We start from the raw sequence: 22,249 nt of genomic DNA on the forward strand, positions 1-22,249 counted from the left end.
AATTATAATCGATGTTCAGGGCAAATTGGCTGATGTTATGCATAAGATAAAGTATGCTGTTCGACAACCTTAGGATTTATTGAATTTGCGCTATGAAATTCAGATTGTTACTGATGCTGTTTCTTCAAGGACCAGGGAGAATTTTAAGATCGGTCTGGAGAGAATCAAAGATTCAGGGGCTGCGCTGACAAGTACTGAAACAGTATTATTTGAATTATTAAAGAAGGCTGCGGGAGAAAGATTTAAGGAGATTCTCAAGATAGTTAAGTAGAAAAGACCTTTGCAAAATTGAGTTGCCTTAAACACCTTGACATCAATAAAAATTGAAAATAATATTTAATATTTTAACAGGCTGATATTTGGAAATATCACCCATATTGAGCCAAAGGTTTCAATATGGAGGCTATAGAACAGGGTAAAAGGGCGGCAGAAAAAAGTGGCTAAATCATATTAGCTTTACAGGCAAAAGAGGAACTTTCTATAATTATGAACTTATCGGTCCCCGATTATATACTATCAATAAAGCCGTATTCTGCGGGCAAGCCTCTTAAAGAGCTTGAAAGGGAATACGGCATTAGTGATTCCATAAAACTTGCTTCAAATGAAAACCCTCTGGGGCCGTCTCCCAAGGCGGTTGAGGCTATTAAGGGAGCAATGGAAAACCTTAATCGGTATCCTGATGCCAGAGGTTATGATTTAACAAAAAAAATCTCTGAAAGTCTGGGAATCAGACAGGGAAATATTGTTTTAGGAAACGGTTCTGATGAGATTATAGGCATGCTTACCAGAGCATTAATTCAGGCCGGCGATGAGGTGATTATGCCGTGGCCTTCATTCCTTATCTACGATATAATGGCCCGTAGCGTCGGAGCTATTCCTGTATATGTGCCGTTGAATTCACTTTCAATCGACTTAAACAGCATACAAAGCAGAATTACCCCCAAAACCCGCATGATTTTTTTATGCAATCCCAATAATCCAACTGGAACCGTTTTCTCAAAAACCGATTTTGAAACCTTTTTGGGGAAAATTCCCGAAGTGGTTGTTGTGGTAGACGAGGCATATATCGAATTTGTTCAAGATAAAAAATGCGCGAGAAGCATTGATTATCTTAATACAGATTCAGCAATAGTTACGCTTCGCACCTTTTCCAAGGCATACGGGCTGGCAGGGCTTAGAATCGGCTATGGAATAATGCCCCAGGAAATAGCGGATCTGATAAACAGGATAAGGCTGCCCTTTAATGCAAATTCGCTGGCCCAGGTAGCCGCTATTGCGGCTCTTGATGATAAAGATTTTTTGCAAAAGACTGTAGCTCTTGTTCAAGAAGGTTTAGATTTCTTATATGATTCCCTTGAAAAGATTGGAATTAAATATTTCCCTTCCCAGGCAAATTTTTTTCTGATCGATGTTAAGAAAGATGCTGATGAGATTTTTGAAAACATGCTCAGGCAGGGAGTTATTATCAGGTCCATGACATCTTATGGTTATCCTAACTATATTAGAATTAATGTAGGGCTTCATAATGAGAATGTTCGTTTTATTAACGCGCTTGGAAAAGTATTATGAAGCCGATCCTTATCACAATAGACGGCCCTGCAGGGGCGGGTAAAACCACTGTAAGCCGGAGCCTGGCAAAAAGGCTTGGCTACAGATACATTGACACAGGAGCTCTTTACAGGGGGGTTGCATTTGAAGCAAAATCCAAGGGATTGAGCCATGATGACGATGTTGGACTTGAAAATTTATGCATGTCTATGGACTTGAAATTTATATTCGCGGAACAAGGGCTACGTCTATTTTCAAATAATAAAGACATCACAGATCAAATAAGAAGTCCTGAAATTTCGATGCTTGCCTCGGCTGTTTCCGCAAGGTCGGTTATAAGGAGATATCTTCTGGATTTGCAAAGGGATATAGGGGCCGGAAAAGGCGTTGTGTTTGAGGGGCGCGATATGGGCACTGTCGTGTTTCCAGCCGCCAACATAAAATTTTTTTTAGACGCATCCCCCAGAACAAGGGCATTAAGACGTTATAAGGAATTGTCATCAAACACCTCCCTGACAATAGAACAGATCGAACAGGATATCAATCAACGGGATAAAAATGACAGTACCAGGTCTCTGTCCCCATTAAAACCGGCTGAAGATGCTATAATAGTGGATTCAACCAATCTTTCCGCAGATGAAGTGGTCGAGCTTATGCTTTCATATATAGGCAAATGCATGTGTTAGGTGTTCAGGGGGCAGAGGTATATCAAGAACTGCTTTTTTGCGCATATGTTCCGGAACAGCTTAAATAAATATTAGGTTGTTTTTTTAATATTAAGCTGTTATAAAAATAAAATTACGCAACCTCTTATTGGTTGCGACATTAAATACAGGTTAAGGGGGAATATTGGTTAATGGATAATTTTACAGAAAACAATTCAACAGACAAAAACGATTGGGTGGACCAGGCTGGTACGGAACAGCCTGTTGATGATAAGCTGCCAAAAGATGTTCAAGGCTCCGGCGACAGCGAGAAAAATTATGAGGATATGTACGCTGAAAGCTTTAAGCGTTTCGAAGAAGGGGAACTTGTTGTCGGCAAGATAATTGCGGTTGACAAGGATTATGTGCTTGTTGACATCGGCTATAAATCAGAGGGGCAAATACGGATTCAGGAATTTAAGGATGATCACGGTAATATTAACGCCACCTTAGGGGACAATGTTGAGGTAATGGTTGAATACTGGGATGAAGAGGAAGAACGTGTTGTCCTTTCAAAAGAAAAGGCGGCAAAGGTAAAAATATGGGATGACATTAAGAACTCTTTCGATAAGAACGAAACCATCGAAGGAGTTATTTTAGCCCGTGTAAAGGGCGGCTTTTCCGTAGATATCGGAGTGCAGGCCTTTTTGCCGGGATCACAGGCTGATTTGCGTCCCATCCGAAATCTCGACGAGATGGTAGGGAAAACTTTTGCATTTAAAATTTTAAAATATAATCGAAAGCGCAGCAATATAGTTTTATCCAGACGGGCTATTCTTGAACTGCAACGCGAATCTAAAAGATCTGCAACTCTTGAATTCATGAATGAAGGCAAGGTTGTTGAAGGTATTGTAAAGAATATTACCGAGTATGGTGTATTCGTTGATCTTGGCGGTGTTGATGGTCTGCTGCATATTACGGACATTTCGTGGGGGCGCGTCAAACATCCTTCGGAACTTTTTTCAGTCGGCGATAAGATAACAGTCAAGATATTGAGCTTTGATCTTGAAAAAGAAAGGGTTTCATTAGGCCTGAGACAACTTACCGAAGACCCCTGGGCAAGTGTTACAGAAAAATATCCGGTTGGTTCCCATATTAACGGCAAGGTTGTCAGCCTGACGGATTATGGCGCATTTATAGAATTAGAGGAGGGCATTGAGGGGCTGATTCATGTTTCTGAGATGTCATGGACCAGAAAGATTCGCCATCCTTCCAAGGTCGTATCTATTGGAGATAATGTTGAGGCTATAGTGCTTGATATAAAACCTGAGAACAGACGTATTTCACTCGGGATAAAACAGGTTGTTCCAAATCCATGGAATGTAATTAGTGAAAAGTATCCTATCGGGACAACCATTGAGGGAAAAGTCAAAAATATAACCGATTTTGGCCTTTTTATAGGCATAGATGAAGGAATCGACGGCCTTGTTCACATCTCGGATATTTCCTGGACCAAGCGGATAAAACATCCGTCCGAGCTTTATAATAAAGGGGATGTAATTCAGGCTATAGTTCTTGATATTGAAAAGGAAAACGAAAGGTTTTCTCTTGGGATCAAACAGCTGGAAACAGATCCCTGGACAACTGTGGCAGAGCGCTATAACGTTGGAAAAGAGATTACTGGTACGGTTACAAATATAACCGATTTTGGGGTTTTTGTGGAATTGGAAGAAGGGATTGAAGGTCTTGTGCATGTATCTGAGATCAGCGCTGAAAAAATAAAAACTCCTGTTGGAAAATTCAATATCGGAGATGTCATAACTGCAAAGGTTATGAATATTAACGGCGAGGAAAGAAGAATCGGTCTTTCAATCAAGCAGCTTGATATCGAGGATGACAAAGCACTTTTAGGTGAATATATTGATAATATGAGTCCTAAGACATCTACCTTTGGAGATATCCTGCGTGAAAATCTTCAGAATGAATTAAATAAGTAGTAAAGTATAACGATTTTAGTAGCCGTTCACGGCTTGAAACCTGAAATTGGAAAGAGATGAAACGAGTTTACGAAAACAGCACAAAAGCATGAAGGCCAATTTTCCAATTTCTAATTCCAACGTTCCGTGAACGCTTACTAATTTTATTTGTCAGGATTAATTTCATGTTTTCCAGGCGCCATCCATATCTTTTTTTTATTCTGATTTTTTCATCAATAATGGTTACGGCTTTTATCGGCTTATCTCTGGTCTTTATGCTTGCTGCAATGGATGCTGATTTTGACGATCTTTTAAAACCAGGAGGAGAAAAGGTTGGAATAGTTGAGTTGACCGGAAATATTACTTCTTCCAGGGATATAATTCATAGCCTTAAATATTTTCGTGAAAACAGTTCCATCAAAGCTATAGTAATTCGCATTGATTCTCCTGGCGGCGCTGTCGGTCCTGCGCAGGAAATTTTCAGAGAAATCAGAAAAACAGTCAAAACAAAGAAGGTTATAGCGTCTATGGGCACTGTTGCCGCATCAGGGGGTTATTATGTGGCTGCAGGCGCTGACGGCATTGTTGCGAATCCAGGCACTATAACAGGCAGCATAGGCGTTATCATGAGTTTTGCAAATTTCCAGGAGCTTTTCCGTAAAATAGGCCTGGTTCCCGTTGTCGTCAAAAGCGGCCTGTACAAGGATATCGGGTCTCCGGTTCGTGAGATGACAAAAGATGAAGAAAATATTCTCCAGAATTTATCCGACCAGATTCACAAACAATTTATTGTGGATATTGCTAATGGAAGAAGCATGGATTTATCTATAGTGGAAGGGCTTGCCGACGGACGTATTTTTACCGGAGAGGAGGCAAAAAATCTTGGGCTGATTGACCGTCTTGGGAATCTCGAAGACGCAATAGAATGGGCCGGCCGCATGGGCGGGATTAAGGAAAAAATTTCTGCTGTTTATGCGCCGAAAAAGAAGTTTTCCATCCTGAAGTTTATTGCAGAGTCATCCGTTAAAGAGATTGCAAACATGATATCTAATCCATCATTGTATACAGGCTATCTTTATTCCCCTTCAAATTAAATGCCCGGCTGGTAACTGCAAAGCGGTTCTTCAGCCAGAAAGTCGTTGGTTGCTTCATAAGCTCTTGCTCTGCAACCTCCGCATACCTTTTTGAATTCACATTTTCCGCATTTGCCCTTCAAGTTATTAGCATCACGCAATAATTTAAAGGGTTCTGAATTCTTCCAGATATCTGCAAACGATGTTTTTGTAATATCTCCGCAATTAAGCTGGAGAAAACCGCACGGCTGCACAATCCCTTTGTGCGAAATAAAACAAAAGCCTGTACCCCCAAGACACCCCCTGGTAACGGCATCCAGGCCGTGAGTTTTTAATGTGACTGTCTTCCCCTCTTTTTTTGCCCTTTGCCTGAGTATGCGGTAATAATGGGGGGCGCATGTGGCTTTCAGTTGCAGAGGAGTTTTCTCCCTTTGATCATAAAACCAGTTCAGGGTGTGTTCATATTCTTTAGCGGTTATTTCCTGATCTATAATATATTTGCCGCGGCCTGTTGGAACCAGAAGAAAAATATGGTGGGCAACCGCGCCAAGGTTTACGGCAAGCTCCTGTATCCTGGCGATCTGGTCAAGGTTGGTTTTTGTAATAGTGGTGTTTATCTGAAACTCCACCCCTGCTTCCTTGATCAGCTCTATGCCGTTGAGAGATCCTTCAAATGCTCCGTTTACTCCCCTGAAGCTGTCATGACTTTCTTTTGTAGCGCCGTCTATGCTGATGCTTACCCGTTTAATGCCTGAATCGGCCATCTGTTTTGCATTGGATTTTGTTACCAGGGTTCCATTCGGGGCCATAACCATCCTGAGCCCTTTATCCGTACCGTAACTTGCAAGTTCAAATATATCGGGACGTAAAAGAGGTTCTCCGCCGGTAAGAATAACTATCGGCTCCCCAAGCAAGGCTATTTGATCCAGAAGCCGGATAGAAGCCTGGGTATCAAGTTCTCCGGTATACGGGCCTTTAGTTGCAGATGCGCGGCAGTGCTTGCAGGAGAGGTTGCAGTTGCGCGTAGTTTCCCATGCGACAAGACGCAAAACAGCCTCTTTGTTTTCAGCGTGTTGATGAGGCTTTGGGATCGATGTATGATTTAATTTTTTTGTCATGATAAGTTATTTTTTATCTATTCAGCTCCTCTGCAGCTTCAATGGCAAAATAGGTCACTATCATGTCGGCACCGGCTCTCTTTATTGATGTGAGTGTCTCCATCATAACTTTTTTGCCGTCCAGCCATCCCATTTTATCGGCAGCCTTTATCATTGCATATTCGCCACTGACACTATATGCGGCAACAGGCAGATCAATTTCATCCCGAATGCGGCAGATAATATCCAGATAAGAAAGGGCCGGCTTTATCATTATTATATCCGCCCCTTCTTCAATATCCATTGTAACTTCCCTGATAGCTTCAATAGCATTTGCAGGATCCATCTGATATGTTCTGCGATCCCCGAATTTAGGGGCTGAGTCGGCTGCGTGACGAAACGGCCCGTAGTAAGCCGAGCAATACTTGGCTGAGTATGACATTATCGGGATATTGCTGAAACTGTTTTCATCCAGGATATCGCGGATTTCAGCAACTCGGCCGTCCATCATGTCTGAAGGAGCCACCATGTCGGCTCCTGCCTTTGCATGGGACAGGGCTGTTCGGGCAAGAAGATCCAGTGTGGCATCATTATCTATTACCTGACCGTTCACAATGCCGCAGTGACCATGATCTGTGTATTGGCAGAGACAGACATCGGTTATTACAACAAGCTCCGGTATTTTGTTTTTTAGCGTTTTTATTGCTTTCTGGATGATTCCGTTTTTTGCATAAGCGCTTGTTGCAAGAGGGTCTTTGCTTTCAGGGATTCCAAAAAGCATAATAGCAGGTATGCCTAGCTTATATGCCGTATCGGCGGTTTTGACCAGATTGTCTATGGACAACTGATAATGACCGGGCATTGATTGTATGGGGTTTTTAACTCCTGTGCCGTCAATAACAAAGAGCGGAAAGATAAGGTCATCTACTGAAAGGGCGGTTTCGCGCACCATTCGGCGAAACGCCTCATTTTGCCGCAAACGTCTTGGTCTGTATTCAGGGAATATCATATGTCATTCCTTTTTATTTAGGAGATTTCTTCATCTCTAAGATAGCATGCAGGATCAGGCGACCAGAGATCGCCTGTGGCTTCGGCGCGAACCCTGAAATTTCCGGCGCAAATATCCAGCCAGCGGCAGGTTGCGCATCTGCCTGTTACATGTTTTTTCTTTTCTTTAAGCTTTTTCATAAGCGGTTCCGAGGTATCTGTCCATATTTTTGAAAAAGGACGATCCTTGACATTTCCGAAACTGTGATGACGCCAGAATTGATCGGCATGAACTTTCCCATCCCAGCTGATACAGCCGATTCCTATGCCTGAGCTGTTTCCTTGATTCATTTTGAGAAGTTCAAGGACATCCTCGGCCCGCCTGGGATTTTCTTTAAGAAGCCTTAAATACAGGTATGGACCATCAGCATGATTGTCAACGGTTAATATTTCTTTTGGCTTTCCACCGTCATGTAGTTTTTTTGTAAGATCCATTATTAAATCAACAGTTGACCTAGTTTCATCATGGGATAGATCATCTTTAATAAGATCTGTTCCACGTCCCGCATAAACCAGATGATAAAAGCAAGCCCTTGGAATCTCCATATCCTCAAGCAGCTTGAATATCCTTGGAATTTCATCTGCATTAAACTTGTTAATTGTAAAACGGAGCCCTACCTTAATTCCAGCATCCTTACAATTTTTAATTCCTTCTAAAGCCGCATTGAAAGCGCCTTTAACTCCTCTAAAACGGTCGTTAATCTCTTCCATTCCGTCAATACTGATGCCTACGTATGAAAGACCGATATCCTTTAGTATGCGCGCCATTTTCTGCGTTATAAGAGTTCCGTTTGTGGATATTACGGCCCGCATCCCTTTGCTGACAGCATAGGCTGCAAGCTCAGGCAGATCCTTTCTGATCGTCGGTTCTCCGCCTGAAAATAAGATTACAGGCACGCCGAATTGCGCAAGATCATCCAGCAGGATTTTCCCATCTTTTGTGGAAAGTTCGTTCTTAAAGGAGAGATCCTTTGCGTGCGCATAGCAGTGCACACATTTTAAATTGCATCGCCTTGTAATGTTCCATACAACTACCGGTTTTTTATCCTTGGAAAATTGCAGGAGATGGGAAGGTAATTTCGACGACATACGTCCATAACGAAGTGCGTCCGACGGTTCAACTGTTCCGCAGTAAAGTTTTGATATTCCAATCATAAAATTTCTTAGGCCTTTCCTGGTGTATTGTTGTTTTTAAGTTCATTTTTAATGAGATTGCTTATAAAAGATTCCGGCCCTAAAAGCGCCTGTTTTGTAATAAAGAAACGGTTTTTCCCTGTTTTTTCTTTAATGAGTTTAAACCCTAATTCAAAATCGATTATTAGCTGTTGGTAGAATTCTTCAAGTTTAATGCCGGAATCAATAAACTGTTTAATAATAAAATCAACGGCTTGTTCTTCCATAATTATATTAATATCATGATTTTGGAAAAAGAATAGTTCTATTTTTTTAATTTCATCATAAAAGGTTTTTATTTTTTCAACGCTGCGCTCAATTTCCATTATATACTTGCAGTAAAAAGATGCAACAATATCTATGCGTGACTGGGTCATGGTCAGATTGTATCTTTCACTTAACCTCTTACTGTTTTTTTGCAAATATTCCTTAATAAACTCTTTTTCCTTGCTTGCCAGTTCGTTAAAGCTTGCGGTTAACTTTTCTTCGTTTAAAGGTGATAAAAGAGTTTCAAGAGCTTTTTCAGGTTCATTAACAACAAAAGCGGTTACAGGAAATTTTTTAATATCGGTTGACGGCAATTTCTTTTCAAACAAAAGCAGGGCCATTTCAAAGACGCTTACCAGGCCTCTTGCACCTGTGTTTTCATTAAAGGCCTGTTTTGATAATATGCGGAGCGCTTCATCTTCGAACTTAACCTTGATGCCATATGCTGCAAAATCAAGTTTTTTTCCAAGAATTATGGGGTTGTTGGGGTTTTTTAAAATTTCATAAAGGTCTTTTTCGGTTAATCTTTCAAAAACAGCCTTTACAGGCAGACGTCCAACGAATTCGGACTCAAACCCGTATGTTGTCAGATCTTCAGGCATTACCTGCTGCAGAATTTCGGTTTGTTCCCTGGGGCTTGTAATATGAGCGCCAAAACCGATGCCATACTCAGCCACACGTTTTTTAATTATTTTGGTTAGATCGCTGAATGCCCCGCTCATGATAAAAAGAATATTTTTGGTGTTTACAGTACGCTTATTACGTTTGCCTGTTTTACGATACCGTTCGATTTCCTGAAGCATCGAAATAGGATCGTGCGGAACCTTTAAATCTATATCGGTTTCTTCCATTGGTTTTAGCAGAGCACGCTGCACGCCTGTTCGTGACACATCAGCCCCTATCAGGTTGCGGCTTGACGCAATTTTATCGACTTCATCTATATATATGATGCCATATTGAGCAAGTTCAATATCATCGTTAGTCTCTCTGACAAGATCTCGAACCAGATCCTCTACATCCCCTCCAACATAACCTGTTTCGCTGAATTTTGTTGCATCCCCTTTGACAAACGGAACGCCGATTTTTTTTGCGATAAGTTTAATCAGATATGTCTTGCCGACACCGGTAGGCCCGATCATTAGGACATTGTTCTTGATGCTGCCGACTATTTCATTGACGCTTTCCGGAAAATCTTGTGCATGTTTGATGCGATTGAAGTGGGTGCAAATTTTTGTAGATAGAATGGCCTTGGCCATATCCTGCTTAACGATATATTGGTCAAGGTAGGAGATAAGATCTTCGGGTTTTAAGTTAAAAAACAGCTTTTTTTTCTTTTTCGGCTCTTTCCCTTCCTTCTCCAGCGTTACTGCCTGAGGAACAACCATTGGAGATACAATTTTAACATTATCTCCGAACTTTTTAGCCAGAAATTCACTTATTTCTTTTTCAAGCTCTTTGGGATTTGGTATTTTTTCATTATTTTCCTTCATAATTTGAGACTATAATCATATATTATATAAAAAGCAAGTTGGTAGAGCTAAATCCGCCGGGTAAGGTGTAGCCTGAGACCTTTGAAAAGAGAAATCATCTGCAAGACTTAGATACCATTTACATGCTTTTTTTCAAAGATCTCAGTGGCTTTCAGTGGCGGATATAAGGGTGCGAAGAACATCCGCCTTGCCGATGATTCCCACCAGACAAGAGTCTTCGACCACCGGCAGGGTATGAAAATTGCTGTCTACCATCAGGGCCGCAACGGTTTCGAGTCCGGTGTCCGGCCGGACCGTGACCGGCTTAGGCGTCATTGCTTCCAAAACCGTGAGGGCGGCGATTTTACGGACCTGCTTTTCGATCTGTTTCACAGATGTCAGCCGGATGAGGCCGTCAAGGAAAGTAAAAATAGTGGGGATCGGCAGCTTTTTCTGCTGGGTAATAAGATCGCTTTGGCACAGAATGCCCACCAAACCTCCGTTATCGTCCACTACCGGTACGCCGTTAATCCGGTTATCAAAAAGGATTTTGGCTGCCCTGGAAATATCCATATCAGGGGTGACGGTAATCAGGTTGGTGTTCATGATGTCTCTGGCAATAATCATTGTTTCCTCCTGTTTTAACACGTTAAGTCATTAAGGGTCTATATTTGCCTCTTAATGATATTATCTTGATTGAACCGCGATAGCGAGCGAATCTAAAAATGGCTAACTTACTTACGGTCGAAGTTATTCGTCATTTTGTTTAAGAAACATGATCTTTTTAATGGGAACCGTTGGCGTATGAACAACGATATGGTTATCCTTTTCAATCTTTACGATGGTGCTGTCCCATGCAGAATACCAGATTCCCACCTGTTTGCCTTCATGATCCAGGATTAAAGATCCATAAGGGCTGACAGGAAAATCATGAGTCTGGCGCATCCGGTCGATCCAGTTTTTCAGCTGTTTCTCGGTAAGATCAACATCTTTCCACAGTTTTGTTACAAGTATATAATCGTTCTTAATTCCAATTATGGCATTTGGCTCTGTTTCCGTTCCGCTGTAATAATATCTGTATTTATCAAGTGTCTTAAAGTGTTCAAAAAGCTTTGTGACATCCCGGCTTTGCTGAAGACATCCATAATTTGATGCGCAGCCTGTAAAAACAATAAGCGCTATAAGAACAGCAGCGCTTTTCCATACAATTAAATTAGTTATCTTCATGCTTTATCTCCCTTCAAAAGATTAAAAGCTGTTTCAAAACCCATTTTGAAAGTCGATTTTGCCATCTTTCATAAATCATACCTTTCTTTGGCCTGTTGTTTGCGGTATCTTTTTATCAGGCGTATTGACGTTGAAATTATTGTTACTCCGCTCAGTATGGCAAGAATGCCCGGAACCCAAACATGCTTATGATATTCAATTTTTTCATATGCTTCAGAAATACCGGTAATGCCGAACAAAAATACGATAAAAAAAAAGCCGATCATTATCAAACAGCTTGTATCTGAATCATACCATGGAGCGATTTCTTTTCTAAATAGCGGATTTTGCTGAAGGCGCATAATATAATTCTTGATGTTCTGTGTTTCTTTGTGTTTAAATCTATCTGCGTTCATCCGTGTGAATCTGTGGCTGAATTATTATAATATTACAAATTTTCTACAAGTTCGTCAAATTATAAAAAGGGAATGCAAAGGAAGGGGTTTTTGAAGGCCTCGACATACAATGAAGTTAAGCAGGAAAACAATATTTATACTTTTTTGTTTTATAGCCTTTATGAATTTTATATGGGGATGCGCAATGGCGCCAAAAAAACTTTTAATCGAGGATTTGTCGGTGTCGTTTAAAGAGGGGGATATAATCAACACCAAAACCGGCGCCCCTGTATCTTTTGAAGAGCTTATTGCCGACCTGAACATGGCTAAAGTAATTTATATTGGTGAAACACACACAGATTCAGCACATCATAAAATCCAGCTAAGGGTTATCAAAAGGCTTGTTGACACACATCCGGAACTTATAGTCGGCATGGAGGCATTTGATAGTTCATACCAGAAAATACTGGATATGTGGTCTGCCGGCAGGCTGGATGAAAAGGGGCTTCTGGAAAAGACGCACTGGTATGCGAACTGGAAATTTGACTTTGAATTATACAAAGACATACTTGCTTTTATCAAGGAAAGACATATAGCGCTTATAGGCCTGAACATACCCTTCCATATTCCGCCCAAGATAGCTGTCGGCGGAATTGAGAGCTTATCAGGCGATGAAAAAAAACACCTCCCCAAAAGGATAGATACCACCAACGTTGATCACAGGGCCTATTTAGAAGAGATATTCAAACAACACAAAATAAAGGGAAGAGAAAGTTTTGAGCATTTTTATATGGTCCAGTGTGTGTGGGAAGAAACAATGGCCGAATCAATAGCGCTTTATCTAAAAAAAACGTCTATGATAGTTGTTTTGGCTGGAAATGGTCACATTATACGTAAATTCGGAATACCTGACCGGGCCTTTAGTCGTACCGGAGCCGGCTTTAAAACCCTTTTGTTGGCGCCGGCAGGAAGCAAGGCCGAACTTTCCTTTGCAGATTATATATGGGTAACACCCTTGATAAAAAAGCATAATATGGGACATGTTGAGAGCGGAAACATGAAAGCTCAAAGCAATCATCCAGCACCCGGCACCGGCATGAAATAAATAAAAAATCCTGCAGAAAAAAGAAAAATATTCCTACTCTATTGTTATTCTTTGCAATTCACATTAGCGCCTTTTGATCCAAGGCACAATATGTTGATTTAGTTGTTGACAGACATACAGCATGTTGTAGAATTGTAGTAATTTTGTTTGCAAAAGGCTTAACCTACCGGAAAGGAAAATAAAAGTGCTTGAAAAGATAAAAAAACGGGACAAAAGGATAGTACCATTTGATTCGTCAAAGATTACAGCCGCGATTGCCAAGGCGGGTAAAGCAACAGAAGAATTCGGGGAAAAAGAGGCAAAAAAGCTGACCCTTCGAGTTCTGACCTTGGCTCATGAAATCCACCTTGATCCTGCTCCAGGAGTAGAAGAGATACAGGATGTTGTTGAAAGGGTGTTGCTTGATTCTCCATTTTATAAAACTGCAAAAGCTTATATTCTATACAGGGAACAGCATGCGCAGATAAGAAACATTGCAACAAAAGCAAATATTGATCTTGTTGATACCTATATCCAGAAATTAGACTGGAAAATTAAGGAAAACAGCAACATGTGCTATTCCCTTCAGGGGCTTAACAATTATATATCATCCGATATTACAAAAGAATACTGGCTTAACCGCATCTATCCCCAGGAGTTCAGGCATGCCCATAAAAATGGGGATCTTCACATACACGACCTGAGCCTGCTTTCGATTTATTGTGTTGGATGGGATCTGGAAGATATTCTAAAGCAGGGATTCAAGGGGGTTAAAGGCAAGGTGGAAAGCGCCGCGCCCAAACATCTTAGATCGGCTCTGGGGCAAATCGTAAACTTTTTCTATACATTGCAGGGTGAAGCAGCAGGCGCCCAGGCTATTTCAAGCTTTGACACCCTCTTAGCCCCTTTTATCCGGTATGACAACCTGAATTATAAAGAGATAAAACAGTCTATGCAGGAGTTTGTTTTTAATATTAATATACCGACACGTGTAGGATTTCAAACTCCATTTACCAATATTACCATGGATCTTCATGTGCCTTCTATTTTAAAAGATCATCCTGTAATCATAGGCGGAGTTGAAAAGGATGAGACATACTCGGACTTCCAGCCGGAAATGGACATGTTAAACAAAGCCTTTGCCGAGGTAATGATGGAAGGGGATGCAAAGGGGAGGGTTTTTACATTTCCCATTCCGACTTATAACATCACAGCGGATTTTGACTGGGATAATCCTAATTTTGAACCGATCTGGAAAATGACCGGCAAGTATGGAATCCCTTATTTTTCCAACTTTGTAAATTCAGACATGTCACCTGATGATGCCAGGTCAATGTGTTGCCGTTTACGACTTGATAAGAGAGAGCTTTTAAAAAGAGGGGGTGGTCTGTTTGGAGCAAACCCCCTTACAGGATCGATTGGGGTGGTAACCATAAACCTCCCGCGCATAGGATATTTGGCTCAAAACGAAAAGGACTTCTTTGCTCGTTTAACAAAGACAATACTTCTTGCAAAGGACAGTCTGGCTATAAAAAGAAAGGTCCTTGAAAAATTTACAGAAAGAAACCTTTATCCTTACACAAAATTTTATTTAAGAGAAATTAAAAACAACACCGGTCTTTACTGGAAAAACCATTTTTCCACTATCGGAATTATCGGCATGAATGAAGCATGCTTAAACTTTTTAGGCGAAGATATTACCGGTAAAAATGGTCAGGAGTTTTCACTAAAGGTCATGGATTTTATCCGTGACATGATAGCACAGATACAGCAGGAAACAGGCGAGATGTTTAATCTGGAGGCAACGCCGGCAGAAGGCACTTCATATCGCCTGGCGTTGCTTGATAAAAAAAGGTTCCCTGAAATTATTTGCGCCAATGAGAATAACTACCAGCAAGGGGGAGCCCCATACTATACAAACTCTACCCAGCTTCCCGTCAACTATACGGATGATATCCTCAAAACCCTGATGCTCCAGGAAAGTCTCCAGGCAAAATATACTGGAGGCACTGTGCTGCATATCTTCCTCGGAGAACTGGTAAGCGACACCATGGCTATTAAAAGTCTGATCAAAAAGGTATCAAATAATTTCCGGCTCCCATATTTCACCCTTACACCGACCTTCAGCGTATGTCCGTCACACGGGTATTTGAATGGCGAGCAGGAAATATGTCCTGCCTGTAAACAGAAGACCGAAATCTATTCCAGGGTGGTAGGCTATTTACGGCCAGTAACGCAGTGGAATGACGGCAAGCAGGCTGAGTTTAAGATGAGAAAAACGTTTAAGGTAGCATAAGTTATGGTTGTAGGTGGTTTGCAAAAAAATTCCCTTATCGATTATCCCGGCAAGATAAGTTGTGTGCTCTTTCTTTCAGGGTGTAATTTTACCTGCCCTTATTGCCACAATCCAGACCTTGCAAGAGGCTTTCTTGCTTCCGATATAACTGAAAACAGCATCTATGATTTTCTTGAAAACCGCAGAGAATTTTTAGACGGTGTGGTTATTTCCGGCGGGGAGCCCACCCTTCAAAAAGATCTTATCCGGCTTTGCAGAAAAACAAAACAAATGGGATATCCTGTAAAGATTGATACAAACGGAAGCCGGCCACTGGTTGTTCAGGCCCTTATAGACGAAGGTCTTGTTGATTATGTTGCAATGGATATTAAAACAGACCCTACTTGTTATTTCCCTCTGATAGAAAAAAAATACAGTCCGGAAAATATAATCGCAAGCATAAGGATCATTATGGAGTCAAAAATAGATTATGAATTCCGGACCACCTGTATAAAACCGTTTATAGATGCGAATGTTATTGAAAGTATTTCCAGGCTTATCAGCGGAGCAAAGCTATATGCCCTGCAGAAATTCCAAAACACAGGGGTATTGCAGCCTGAGTTTTTCCATGGGGATGAATGTAGTTTCAGCGACGATGAACTGATGCATCTAAAATCTATAGCAAAATCATGGGTAAAAAGGTGTATTGTCCGCTAATCCGCCTCAGGTATAATTAAATTTAAACCATAAAAAACTCACATCCCTGAGGCCGACTTCGGTCGGCTTATTTCATAAACCTAAAAGTTAAGAAAAATGAATACTGAAAAGAAGATCAGTTCTGATAAAAAAATTAGAGCCCATACGGTAATTGCCGGCAGGGTGCAGGGTGTTTTTTTTAGAATGGAGACAAAACAGGCGGCTGATCATGCAGGGGTGTTTGGATGGGTGAGAAATAAAAGGGACGGAAATGTTGAAGCGCTGCTTGAAGGGGATGAAGAGAGTGTAAAATCGGTTCTTGAGTGGTGCAGAAAAGGCCCGCCGCTTGCCTGTGTAAAGAGTGTGAATGTAGAGTTTGAAGATTATAAAGGTGAGTTTAAGAAATTTGAAATTACTTATTAAAAAATCAAGGCGGTTTATTTTTTGATTAAGACATCCTCAATAAACCACCTTGATTTTTTTGTGTTTAGATGGAGCTCTTTAGTTTTTTGCCGGGGCGAAATTTTACAACGTTGCAAGCTTTGATTTTGATGGGCGCTCCTGTTTGAGGGTTGCGTCCTTTGCGAGCCTTGCGACGGACTTTTGAAAAAGTTCCAAACCCTACCAGCGTAACCTTGCCGTCTTTTTTCTTAAGCGCCTTTGTTATACTATCCATAAAAGCATTTAGCGCTGTTGAAGCCGCGACTTTAGAAATGCCAGCATCTTTTGCCATATTTTCTACCAATTCAGCCTTTGTCATAGTAATCTTACCTCCTTTTTTTATGTTTATTAATACATGAGCAAGCACCTGATTTTTAGTCCACTACGGCAGGCAATATAGCAGGTTATTATTAATGTCAACACTTTTTTTGCATACAATGCTGTTAATATGCCTTGTGGCTGCATATGCGAACAGAGATAGCCCCCAAAAGCTGTATTATAAGGCCATGCTATTCATCGCGATGAACAAATACCGGTTAAAACAAGGCGGCGACAAACTGCTCTGCATTAAACTCCCTGAGGTCGTCGATTTTTTCTCCGATTCCGATATATTTTAGCTGAATTGGAAGAGAGCTGCTTATGCTGACGACCATGCCTCCTTTAGCTGTTCCGTCAAGTTTTGTAATAGCAATGCCGGTAACACCGACCGCATCGTAGAACACTTTAGCCTGAGAAAGAGCATTCTGTCCGGTTGTTGCATCAAGTACCAGCAGGATTTCATGCGGCGCATCAGGAAGCTTTTTAGAAATAGTCCGCTTAATCTTTTTAAGCTCTTCCATCAAGTTTATCTTTGTGTGAAGCCTTCCTGCGGTATCTACAAGCACAACATCAACCCCTCTGGCAATTGCTGCTTCTATACCATCATATGCAACAGCAGCAGGATCTGCATTATCCCTGTGTTTTACTATTTCTGCGCCTGCTCTATCAGCCCATATTGAAAGCTGTTCTATCGCCGCTGCCCTAAAGGTATCAGAAGCGACAATTAGAACCTTTTTCCCTTCGGCAGTATATTTTGCCGCCAGTTTCCCTATGGTAGTAGTTTTGCCGACACCGTTAACACCTATTACCATTATAACGTGAGGTTTAGAGGTGGTCTTTCCAGATGACGGAAGCAGCGAATGCATATTAAGAATGGAGAATATTTCCTCTCGCAACGCATCTTTCATCTGGTCAGGACCAGATATTTTTGCAGTTTTTTTTGCAATCCTCTCTATAATGTCCATGCTTGTCTGAACTCCTATGTCGGAGGTAATCAGAATCTCTTCAAGCTCTTCCAACAAATTATCATCAACTTTTCTGTTGCCTGCAAAAAGCTGGTCAATATCTGTTGTAAGAATTTCGCGGGTCTTGGCCAGACCTTGTTTTAAGTGTTTTAAAAAACCGATGGACACTGCTGGATCGACTGCTTTAGCCTTTGTTTCCTGCTTTGGCAAAATATGATTATCTTTATTCTTTTTTAACCAGTTAAAAACCATGATTAGCTCTGCTTTGCTCCGCAATTGGTTGAGCGATTAAGGATTAAGTAGGCGACTAATTTGGGCTACGCCAAATTTGCTGAAACAATCTTGGAAATACCCTGCTTTTCCATAGTGACGCCGAACAGCATATCAGCAAATTCCATAGTCTTTTTATTATGAGTGATCATAATAATCTGAGATTTTGATCCAATAATTTTCAGCAGATCATTAAACCGGAAGATATTGGCGTCATCAAGCGGCGCATCGATTTCATCCATAAGGCAGAAGGATGTGGGCTTAATTAAAAATATGGAAAAGATAAAGGCAATAGCACTAAGGGCTTTTTCTCCTCCGGACAGAAGGCTTATTCTGGTAAGTTTTTTCCCTCGTGGATGGACCATCAGCTCCACCCCTGTTTCCAGCAGATTGTTTGGATGTGTGAGGATAAGACTGGCCGAGCCGCCATCAAAAAGCTGTGGAAAAACCTCACTTAATTTTGTATTAATCAGGTTGAAAGTATCAATAAAACGTTTTTGCGTAATTTTGTTTATTTTCTTAATCACATTTTGAAGATCTTCCAGCGCTTTAACCAGATCGTTATACTGATTATTCATGAAATCAAAACGGGTTTCGAGTTGTTTATATTCCTTAATAGCTGCAAGATTAACATCGCCGATATTTGCAATCTTTTTTCTATACTCTGCGAGCTTATCTTCCATCTTATCTACAGGCATTTCCGGGATTTCAGATGCATTCGGCCTTAGTAGTGAAAGGGGTTTATGATAAAGTTCCGCCAAGCGGCCTGAAATGGCCTCCTGCTTTATATGACGCTGTGATTGCTCAAGTTCAAGCATTTGGATTTTTTGCAAGACATCTTTACGCTTGCTATGTATATCAGATACAATGCCGTCGTTTTCCTGGAGTTGGGCAGCTATGTTTTGATATTCAGCCTTATTGCTTTCAAGCGCCTGTTCAAGGGATTTCATATCATTATACATGCTGGAAAGACTCTGTTCATATTCAACAACTTTTTGTTTTAAAGTCTCTCTCTTTTGATTTTTTTGTTTAATTTCCAGGGAAAGTTGCCCGAGCTGCTTTACTCCGTCATCAGAAAATTCTTCAAGCCGCCTTAAAGTATTATTGCTGTTTTCCAGTTTTGCATTTAAGGCGGTTAGCTCAAGATTGAGATCCATGATACGCTGATTAAAACCTTCCATTTCAGAAGATACAGAGTCGATTTTTTTTGATGTTTCCGCAACTTTGTCCTGAGCGGTTTTTACACTGTTTGTGATTTCAAACAGCTCTTTGTTGTATTTGGCTATTTCTTTATCAATGTTGTTTTTTTCATCCAGAAGCTGATCCTGCTCAAAAGATACGATTTCAAGATGATTGCCGGCATGCTTCAGATCCTCAGTTATCTTGTAAAGGAATTTTTCTGCTTCAATTTCATTTTGCCTGACAGCGCTTTTATGCTCTATCTCCCTTTGCATGTTGCTTTCAATTTTGCGAACTTCGGCTTCCAGCTCTTTTTGGTCATTACGGGCGGCTATCAGCTGCTGCTCCAAGCTGTTAATAAGCAGTTCAAGCTCTTTGAGCTTTTGTTTTTTCGCAAGGATGCCGATTCCATTGTCTTTGCTTCCACCGATCATAATACCCTGATTGGAGACAATATCGCCGTTTTTGGTAACAATGGTTTGCAATAGATCGTTGTTGTTATATTCTGTTATGGCTTCTTTGATATCAGAAGCAACAACTACATTCCCTAAAACAGCTTCAATTATTTTTTCAAATCCCTGCTTTATGGAAACATGATTTATCAGCCTTTTTTGAACATCCGGCATTTTTTCATGGCTAAAATCTATTTGCTTGATGGATGAAACCGGAATAAACCCGCTACGACCAGCACTTGTTGATTGAAGATAGTTTATAAAGCAAAGCGCTGCTTCTTGATCCTTTACAAGAATGTATTGAAGAGATTCTCCAAGAACGGCTTCTACCGCTGTTTCAAAGGAGGGTTCCGGCTCGATAATATCCGCTATCAGGCCGATGGCATCAGCAGCAAGTTTATGCTGGTTTTCCTGCGTGTTGCCGCTTTGACCCCCAGGGGTTTGATCTTGAGCTTTCATTATGGCCCTGACGCCATCTTTATACCACTCAAAGTTATCTTCCATTTTCTTTAAGGTTAAGTATTGTGATCTGACCTTATTATGTTCAATATCCAGTGTCTGAACCAGTTTAACCTGTTTACCAAGCAGATTGTTTTTTTCAGCAAGTCGTTTCTGCATAGTATCAATACGCCGGCCTATTTCTCCAGCTTCAGCTGTTAAAGAATTAAGTCGGCTTTTGGCTTTGGTTTCCAGGTGTTGTGTTGATATTATCTTACTGCTTGCGGCAGCCTTTTCCTCTTTGGTTCTTTTTAGACGCCCATTAAGGCTTTCCTTGTTATTCACGGCATTTTGATAAATATTTTTATATTGTGCCTCTCTTGCAACAATGCCCATAAGGTTTGTTTTATAAGCTTCTATTTGCTGACCGAGTTCTGATAATTTATCTTTAATTTCTTTTGATGCAGACTGTTTAAGGCCCAACGTATATGTAGCATTTTTTATTTCTTCTTTCAGGCTTTTGTTCTGATTTTTAACCTTATCGATTTCAGATAAAATGTTTTGGTTTTTTTCTTCCAGGTTTTTACGATTAATCTCAAATTCCCCGGCTTCATTGCCAAGCCTTTCAATGTCTCTGCGGAGATGGCCCAGATCATTTTCAATTTTGTCTATAGCGCGTTGGTGCTCAAATTTACGGGTTTTCTGATCCGAAATTTCCTGTACTTTCTGTAAGTGTTGAAATTTAATTTCTTCTACAGCAGCATCAAGTTTTTTTAGTTTTGATGTATGCCCAATATTTGTGTCATTAAGGCTTTTTAACAAAAGATCGGTTTTTTCTATCTGCATGGTGTAATCGTCATAATAATAAAGCCCGATGAGAATGTCTATCTGCATGATACTGTTCTGATAATTTTTGTAAATTTCCGCCTTTTTTGCCTGACGTTTCAGGGTGGCCATCTGGTGCTTTATTTCGGCAATTATATCTGCAACACGTAAAAGATTCTGGTTGGTACTGTATATTTTTCGAAGAGCTTCATTTTTCTGGTTCTTATAACGGGTAACTCCTGCCGCCTCCTCAATAAAAGCCCTTCTTTCTTCCGGCCCTGCTTCAGTAATTGCGCCTATATTCCCCTGTTGAATTACGGCGTACGATTTTGCCCCCATGCCGCTTCCCATAAATATATTATGTATGTCTTTGAGGCGACAGGCCTGTTTATTTATCGAATAGACGCTTTCGCCTGACCGGTAAAGGCGTCTTGTTAACATAATTTCCGTAAAGTCCTTTAATTCTGCGGGAGAATCGCCATTGTCGTTGGAAATTGTTAAGGCAACCTCTGCCATATTCAATACAGGCTTTCCGTTTGAACCGGCGAATATGACATCTTCCATAGATTTTCCGCGGAGTTGTCTTACGCTTTGTTCTCCCATAACCCATCTTAGCGCATCAACTATATTGCTTTTGCCGCAACCATTTGGGCCGACGATCGCTGAAATACCAGGATGAAATTCAATGGAGGTTTTATCGGAAAACGATTTAAATCCTGCTATTTCCAACTTTTTAAGTTTCATACAGGGAAATCTCCTGTGTTATTGGTTTAAGGTCTCAAAAAGCATTTAAGTCTAAATTTAAAATAAATAACAAGAAACATTTGACTTGTAAAGCAAAAAGCACAAATTGCTGTATAATTTTGTTGCATAAATACAATATATGGTATAGTGTATTTTAGTAAGAGTTTGAGGCCTTTGCAAAATACTCAATTTAACATTCGTCTTGCAGGTAAAAATTAACTGTGATAGTTTTGTTATTATGAAACAGTATGTAATCGATGAGTTGAGACCAGTGGATTATGAAAAAATCCGGGCTTATCTGGATAAGAATTTTGACGCTGCCGGTATAGATGGTATTTACTGGCTACCACTTGACCGGGATATCCTTAGCAATGTCCAAACAGAGCATACCGAATGTCAGCCATTTTATTTTGCTGTTAATTTAGGACCAATGATTATGGCCTGCGAACTTCTGGTACGCAGTAAAAATATAATTAGATGCAACTGTGTCGGCTATGCAACAGAAAAACAGCGTAACTGGTTTATTCAAACTATTGATGCTATATTCGAGAAGCTTGAGATCAAAACATGATCAACTGATATCACTATGATACGAACCCCGTTAATTGCTATATGGGTTGTGCTTGTAACAATTTTTTTCAGTATTTCGGCAATTATTGTTTCTTTT

20 protein-coding genes are annotated in these 22,249 nt (G+C 40.6%); 10 read left to right on the forward strand and 10 right to left on the reverse strand.

The features are described from left to right. Window positions 1-85 precede the first annotated feature (85 nt). The 5 genes from VMW78_09310 (at window position 86) to sppA (ending at window position 5,262) form a co-directional block, all read left to right on the forward strand. Window positions 86-271, forward strand: a complete 186-nt coding sequence (locus VMW78_09310; GenBank protein ID HUV51201.1) for a hypothetical protein — start codon at window positions 86-88, stop codon at window positions 269-271. Window positions 272-486: 215 nt separating this feature from the next. After that, on the forward strand, window positions 487-1,569 hold the full coding sequence (hisC, locus tag VMW78_09315) for a histidinol-phosphate transaminase (GenBank protein ID HUV51202.1): 1,083 nt from the start codon (window positions 487-489) through the stop codon (window positions 1,567-1,569). Then, a complete protein-coding gene (gene cmk / locus VMW78_09320) occupies window positions 1,566-2,234 on the forward strand; it encodes a (d)CMP kinase (GenBank protein HUV51203.1) in 669 nt (222 codons plus the stop codon). The genes hisC and cmk overlap by 4 nt, the downstream gene beginning before the upstream one ends. A 170-nt stretch (window positions 2,235-2,404) precedes the next feature. Further along, complete coding sequence (locus VMW78_09325; protein HUV51204.1) at window positions 2,405-4,189, forward strand: 30S ribosomal protein S1; 1,785 nt, start codon at window positions 2,405-2,407, stop codon at window positions 4,187-4,189. A 164-nt stretch (window positions 4,190-4,353) separates the two neighbouring features. Then, window positions 4,354-5,262, forward strand: a complete 909-nt coding sequence (gene sppA, locus VMW78_09330; protein HUV51205.1) for a signal peptide peptidase SppA — start codon at window positions 4,354-4,356, stop codon at window positions 5,260-5,262. Here the strand turns inward: sppA and ahbD are convergent. The 7 genes from ahbD to VMW78_09365 form a co-directional block, all read right to left on the reverse strand. Next, the gene (gene ahbD, locus VMW78_09335; protein ID HUV51206.1) at window positions 5,259-6,359 is read right to left on the reverse strand and encodes a heme b synthase; all 1,101 of its coding nucleotides are present in this window, start codon (window positions 6,357-6,359) and stop codon (window positions 5,259-5,261) included. The two genes, sppA and ahbD, sit on opposite strands and share 4 nt — an antisense overlap. A 13-nt stretch (window positions 6,360-6,372) precedes the next feature. Further along, complete coding sequence (gene hemB / locus VMW78_09340) at window positions 6,373-7,347, reverse strand: porphobilinogen synthase (GenBank protein ID HUV51207.1); 975 nt, start codon at window positions 7,345-7,347, stop codon at window positions 6,373-6,375. A 17-nt stretch (window positions 7,348-7,364) separates the two neighbouring features. Further along, window positions 7,365-8,540, reverse strand: coding sequence for a 12,18-didecarboxysiroheme deacetylase (ahbC, locus tag VMW78_09345; protein HUV51208.1), 1,176 nt, complete (start codon window positions 8,538-8,540; stop codon window positions 7,365-7,367). 8 nt (window positions 8,541-8,548) lie between these two features. Next, window positions 8,549-10,315, reverse strand: a complete 1,767-nt coding sequence (locus VMW78_09350) for an AAA family ATPase (protein ID HUV51209.1) — start codon at window positions 10,313-10,315, stop codon at window positions 8,549-8,551. Window positions 10,316-10,456: 141 nt separating this feature from the next. Continuing rightward, entirely contained in the window at window positions 10,457-10,921 is a 465-nt protein-coding gene (locus VMW78_09355; GenBank protein ID HUV51210.1) for a CBS domain-containing protein, read from the reverse strand. A 123-nt stretch (window positions 10,922-11,044) separates the two neighbouring features. Further along, the gene (locus VMW78_09360) at window positions 11,045-11,521 is read right to left on the reverse strand and encodes a hypothetical protein (protein HUV51211.1); all 477 of its coding nucleotides are present in this window, start codon (window positions 11,519-11,521) and stop codon (window positions 11,045-11,047) included. A 68-nt stretch (window positions 11,522-11,589) separates the two neighbouring features. Next, on the reverse strand, window positions 11,590-11,916 hold the full coding sequence (locus tag VMW78_09365; protein ID HUV51212.1) for a hypothetical protein: 327 nt from the start codon (window positions 11,914-11,916) through the stop codon (window positions 11,590-11,592). Window positions 11,917-12,100: 184 nt separating this feature from the next. Here VMW78_09365 and VMW78_09370 point away from each other — a divergent pair, with 184 nt between their 5' ends. The 4 genes from VMW78_09370 (at window position 12,101) to VMW78_09385 (ending at window position 16,373) form a co-directional block, all read left to right on the forward strand. Continuing rightward, the gene (locus VMW78_09370; GenBank protein ID HUV51213.1) at window positions 12,101-13,000 is read left to right on the forward strand and encodes a ChaN family lipoprotein; all 900 of its coding nucleotides are present in this window, start codon (window positions 12,101-12,103) and stop codon (window positions 12,998-13,000) included. 184 nt (window positions 13,001-13,184) lie between these two features. Further along, a complete protein-coding gene (locus VMW78_09375) occupies window positions 13,185-15,275 on the forward strand; it encodes a ribonucleoside triphosphate reductase (protein ID HUV51214.1) in 2,091 nt (696 codons plus the stop codon). 3 nt (window positions 15,276-15,278) lie between these two features. Next, on the forward strand, window positions 15,279-15,971 hold the full coding sequence (locus VMW78_09380; protein ID HUV51215.1) for an anaerobic ribonucleoside-triphosphate reductase activating protein: 693 nt from the start codon (window positions 15,279-15,281) through the stop codon (window positions 15,969-15,971). Window positions 15,972-16,067: 96 nt separating this feature from the next. Then, the gene (locus VMW78_09385; protein ID HUV51216.1) at window positions 16,068-16,373 is read left to right on the forward strand and encodes an acylphosphatase; all 306 of its coding nucleotides are present in this window, start codon (window positions 16,068-16,070) and stop codon (window positions 16,371-16,373) included. Window positions 16,374-16,437: 64 nt separating this feature from the next. On the opposite strand, the gene VMW78_09390 is transcribed toward VMW78_09385, so the two are convergent. The 3 genes from VMW78_09390 to smc form a co-directional block, all read right to left on the reverse strand. Then, a complete protein-coding gene (locus VMW78_09390; protein ID HUV51217.1) occupies window positions 16,438-16,710 on the reverse strand; it encodes an HU family DNA-binding protein in 273 nt (90 codons plus the stop codon). A gap of 217 nt (window positions 16,711-16,927) precedes the next feature. Next, window positions 16,928-17,926, reverse strand: coding sequence for a signal recognition particle-docking protein FtsY (ftsY, locus tag VMW78_09395; protein HUV51218.1), 999 nt, complete (start codon window positions 17,924-17,926; stop codon window positions 16,928-16,930). A 65-nt stretch (window positions 17,927-17,991) separates the two neighbouring features. Beyond that, window positions 17,992-21,582 (reverse strand): chromosome segregation protein SMC, encoded by a 3,591-nt coding sequence (smc, locus tag VMW78_09400; GenBank protein ID HUV51219.1) that lies wholly within the window; start codon window positions 21,580-21,582, stop codon window positions 17,992-17,994. 238 nt (window positions 21,583-21,820) lie between these two features. Between smc and VMW78_09405 the strand changes: the two genes are divergently transcribed. Then, the gene (locus tag VMW78_09405) at window positions 21,821-22,153 is read left to right on the forward strand and encodes a hypothetical protein (protein ID HUV51220.1); all 333 of its coding nucleotides are present in this window, start codon (window positions 21,821-21,823) and stop codon (window positions 22,151-22,153) included. Window positions 22,154-22,249 lie beyond the last annotated feature (96 nt).

It is taken from the genome of Anaerolineae bacterium, assembly GCA_035529315.1.
GTDB lineage: Bacteria > Desulfobacterota > Desulfobacteria > Desulfobacterales > ETH-SRB1 > Desulfaltia.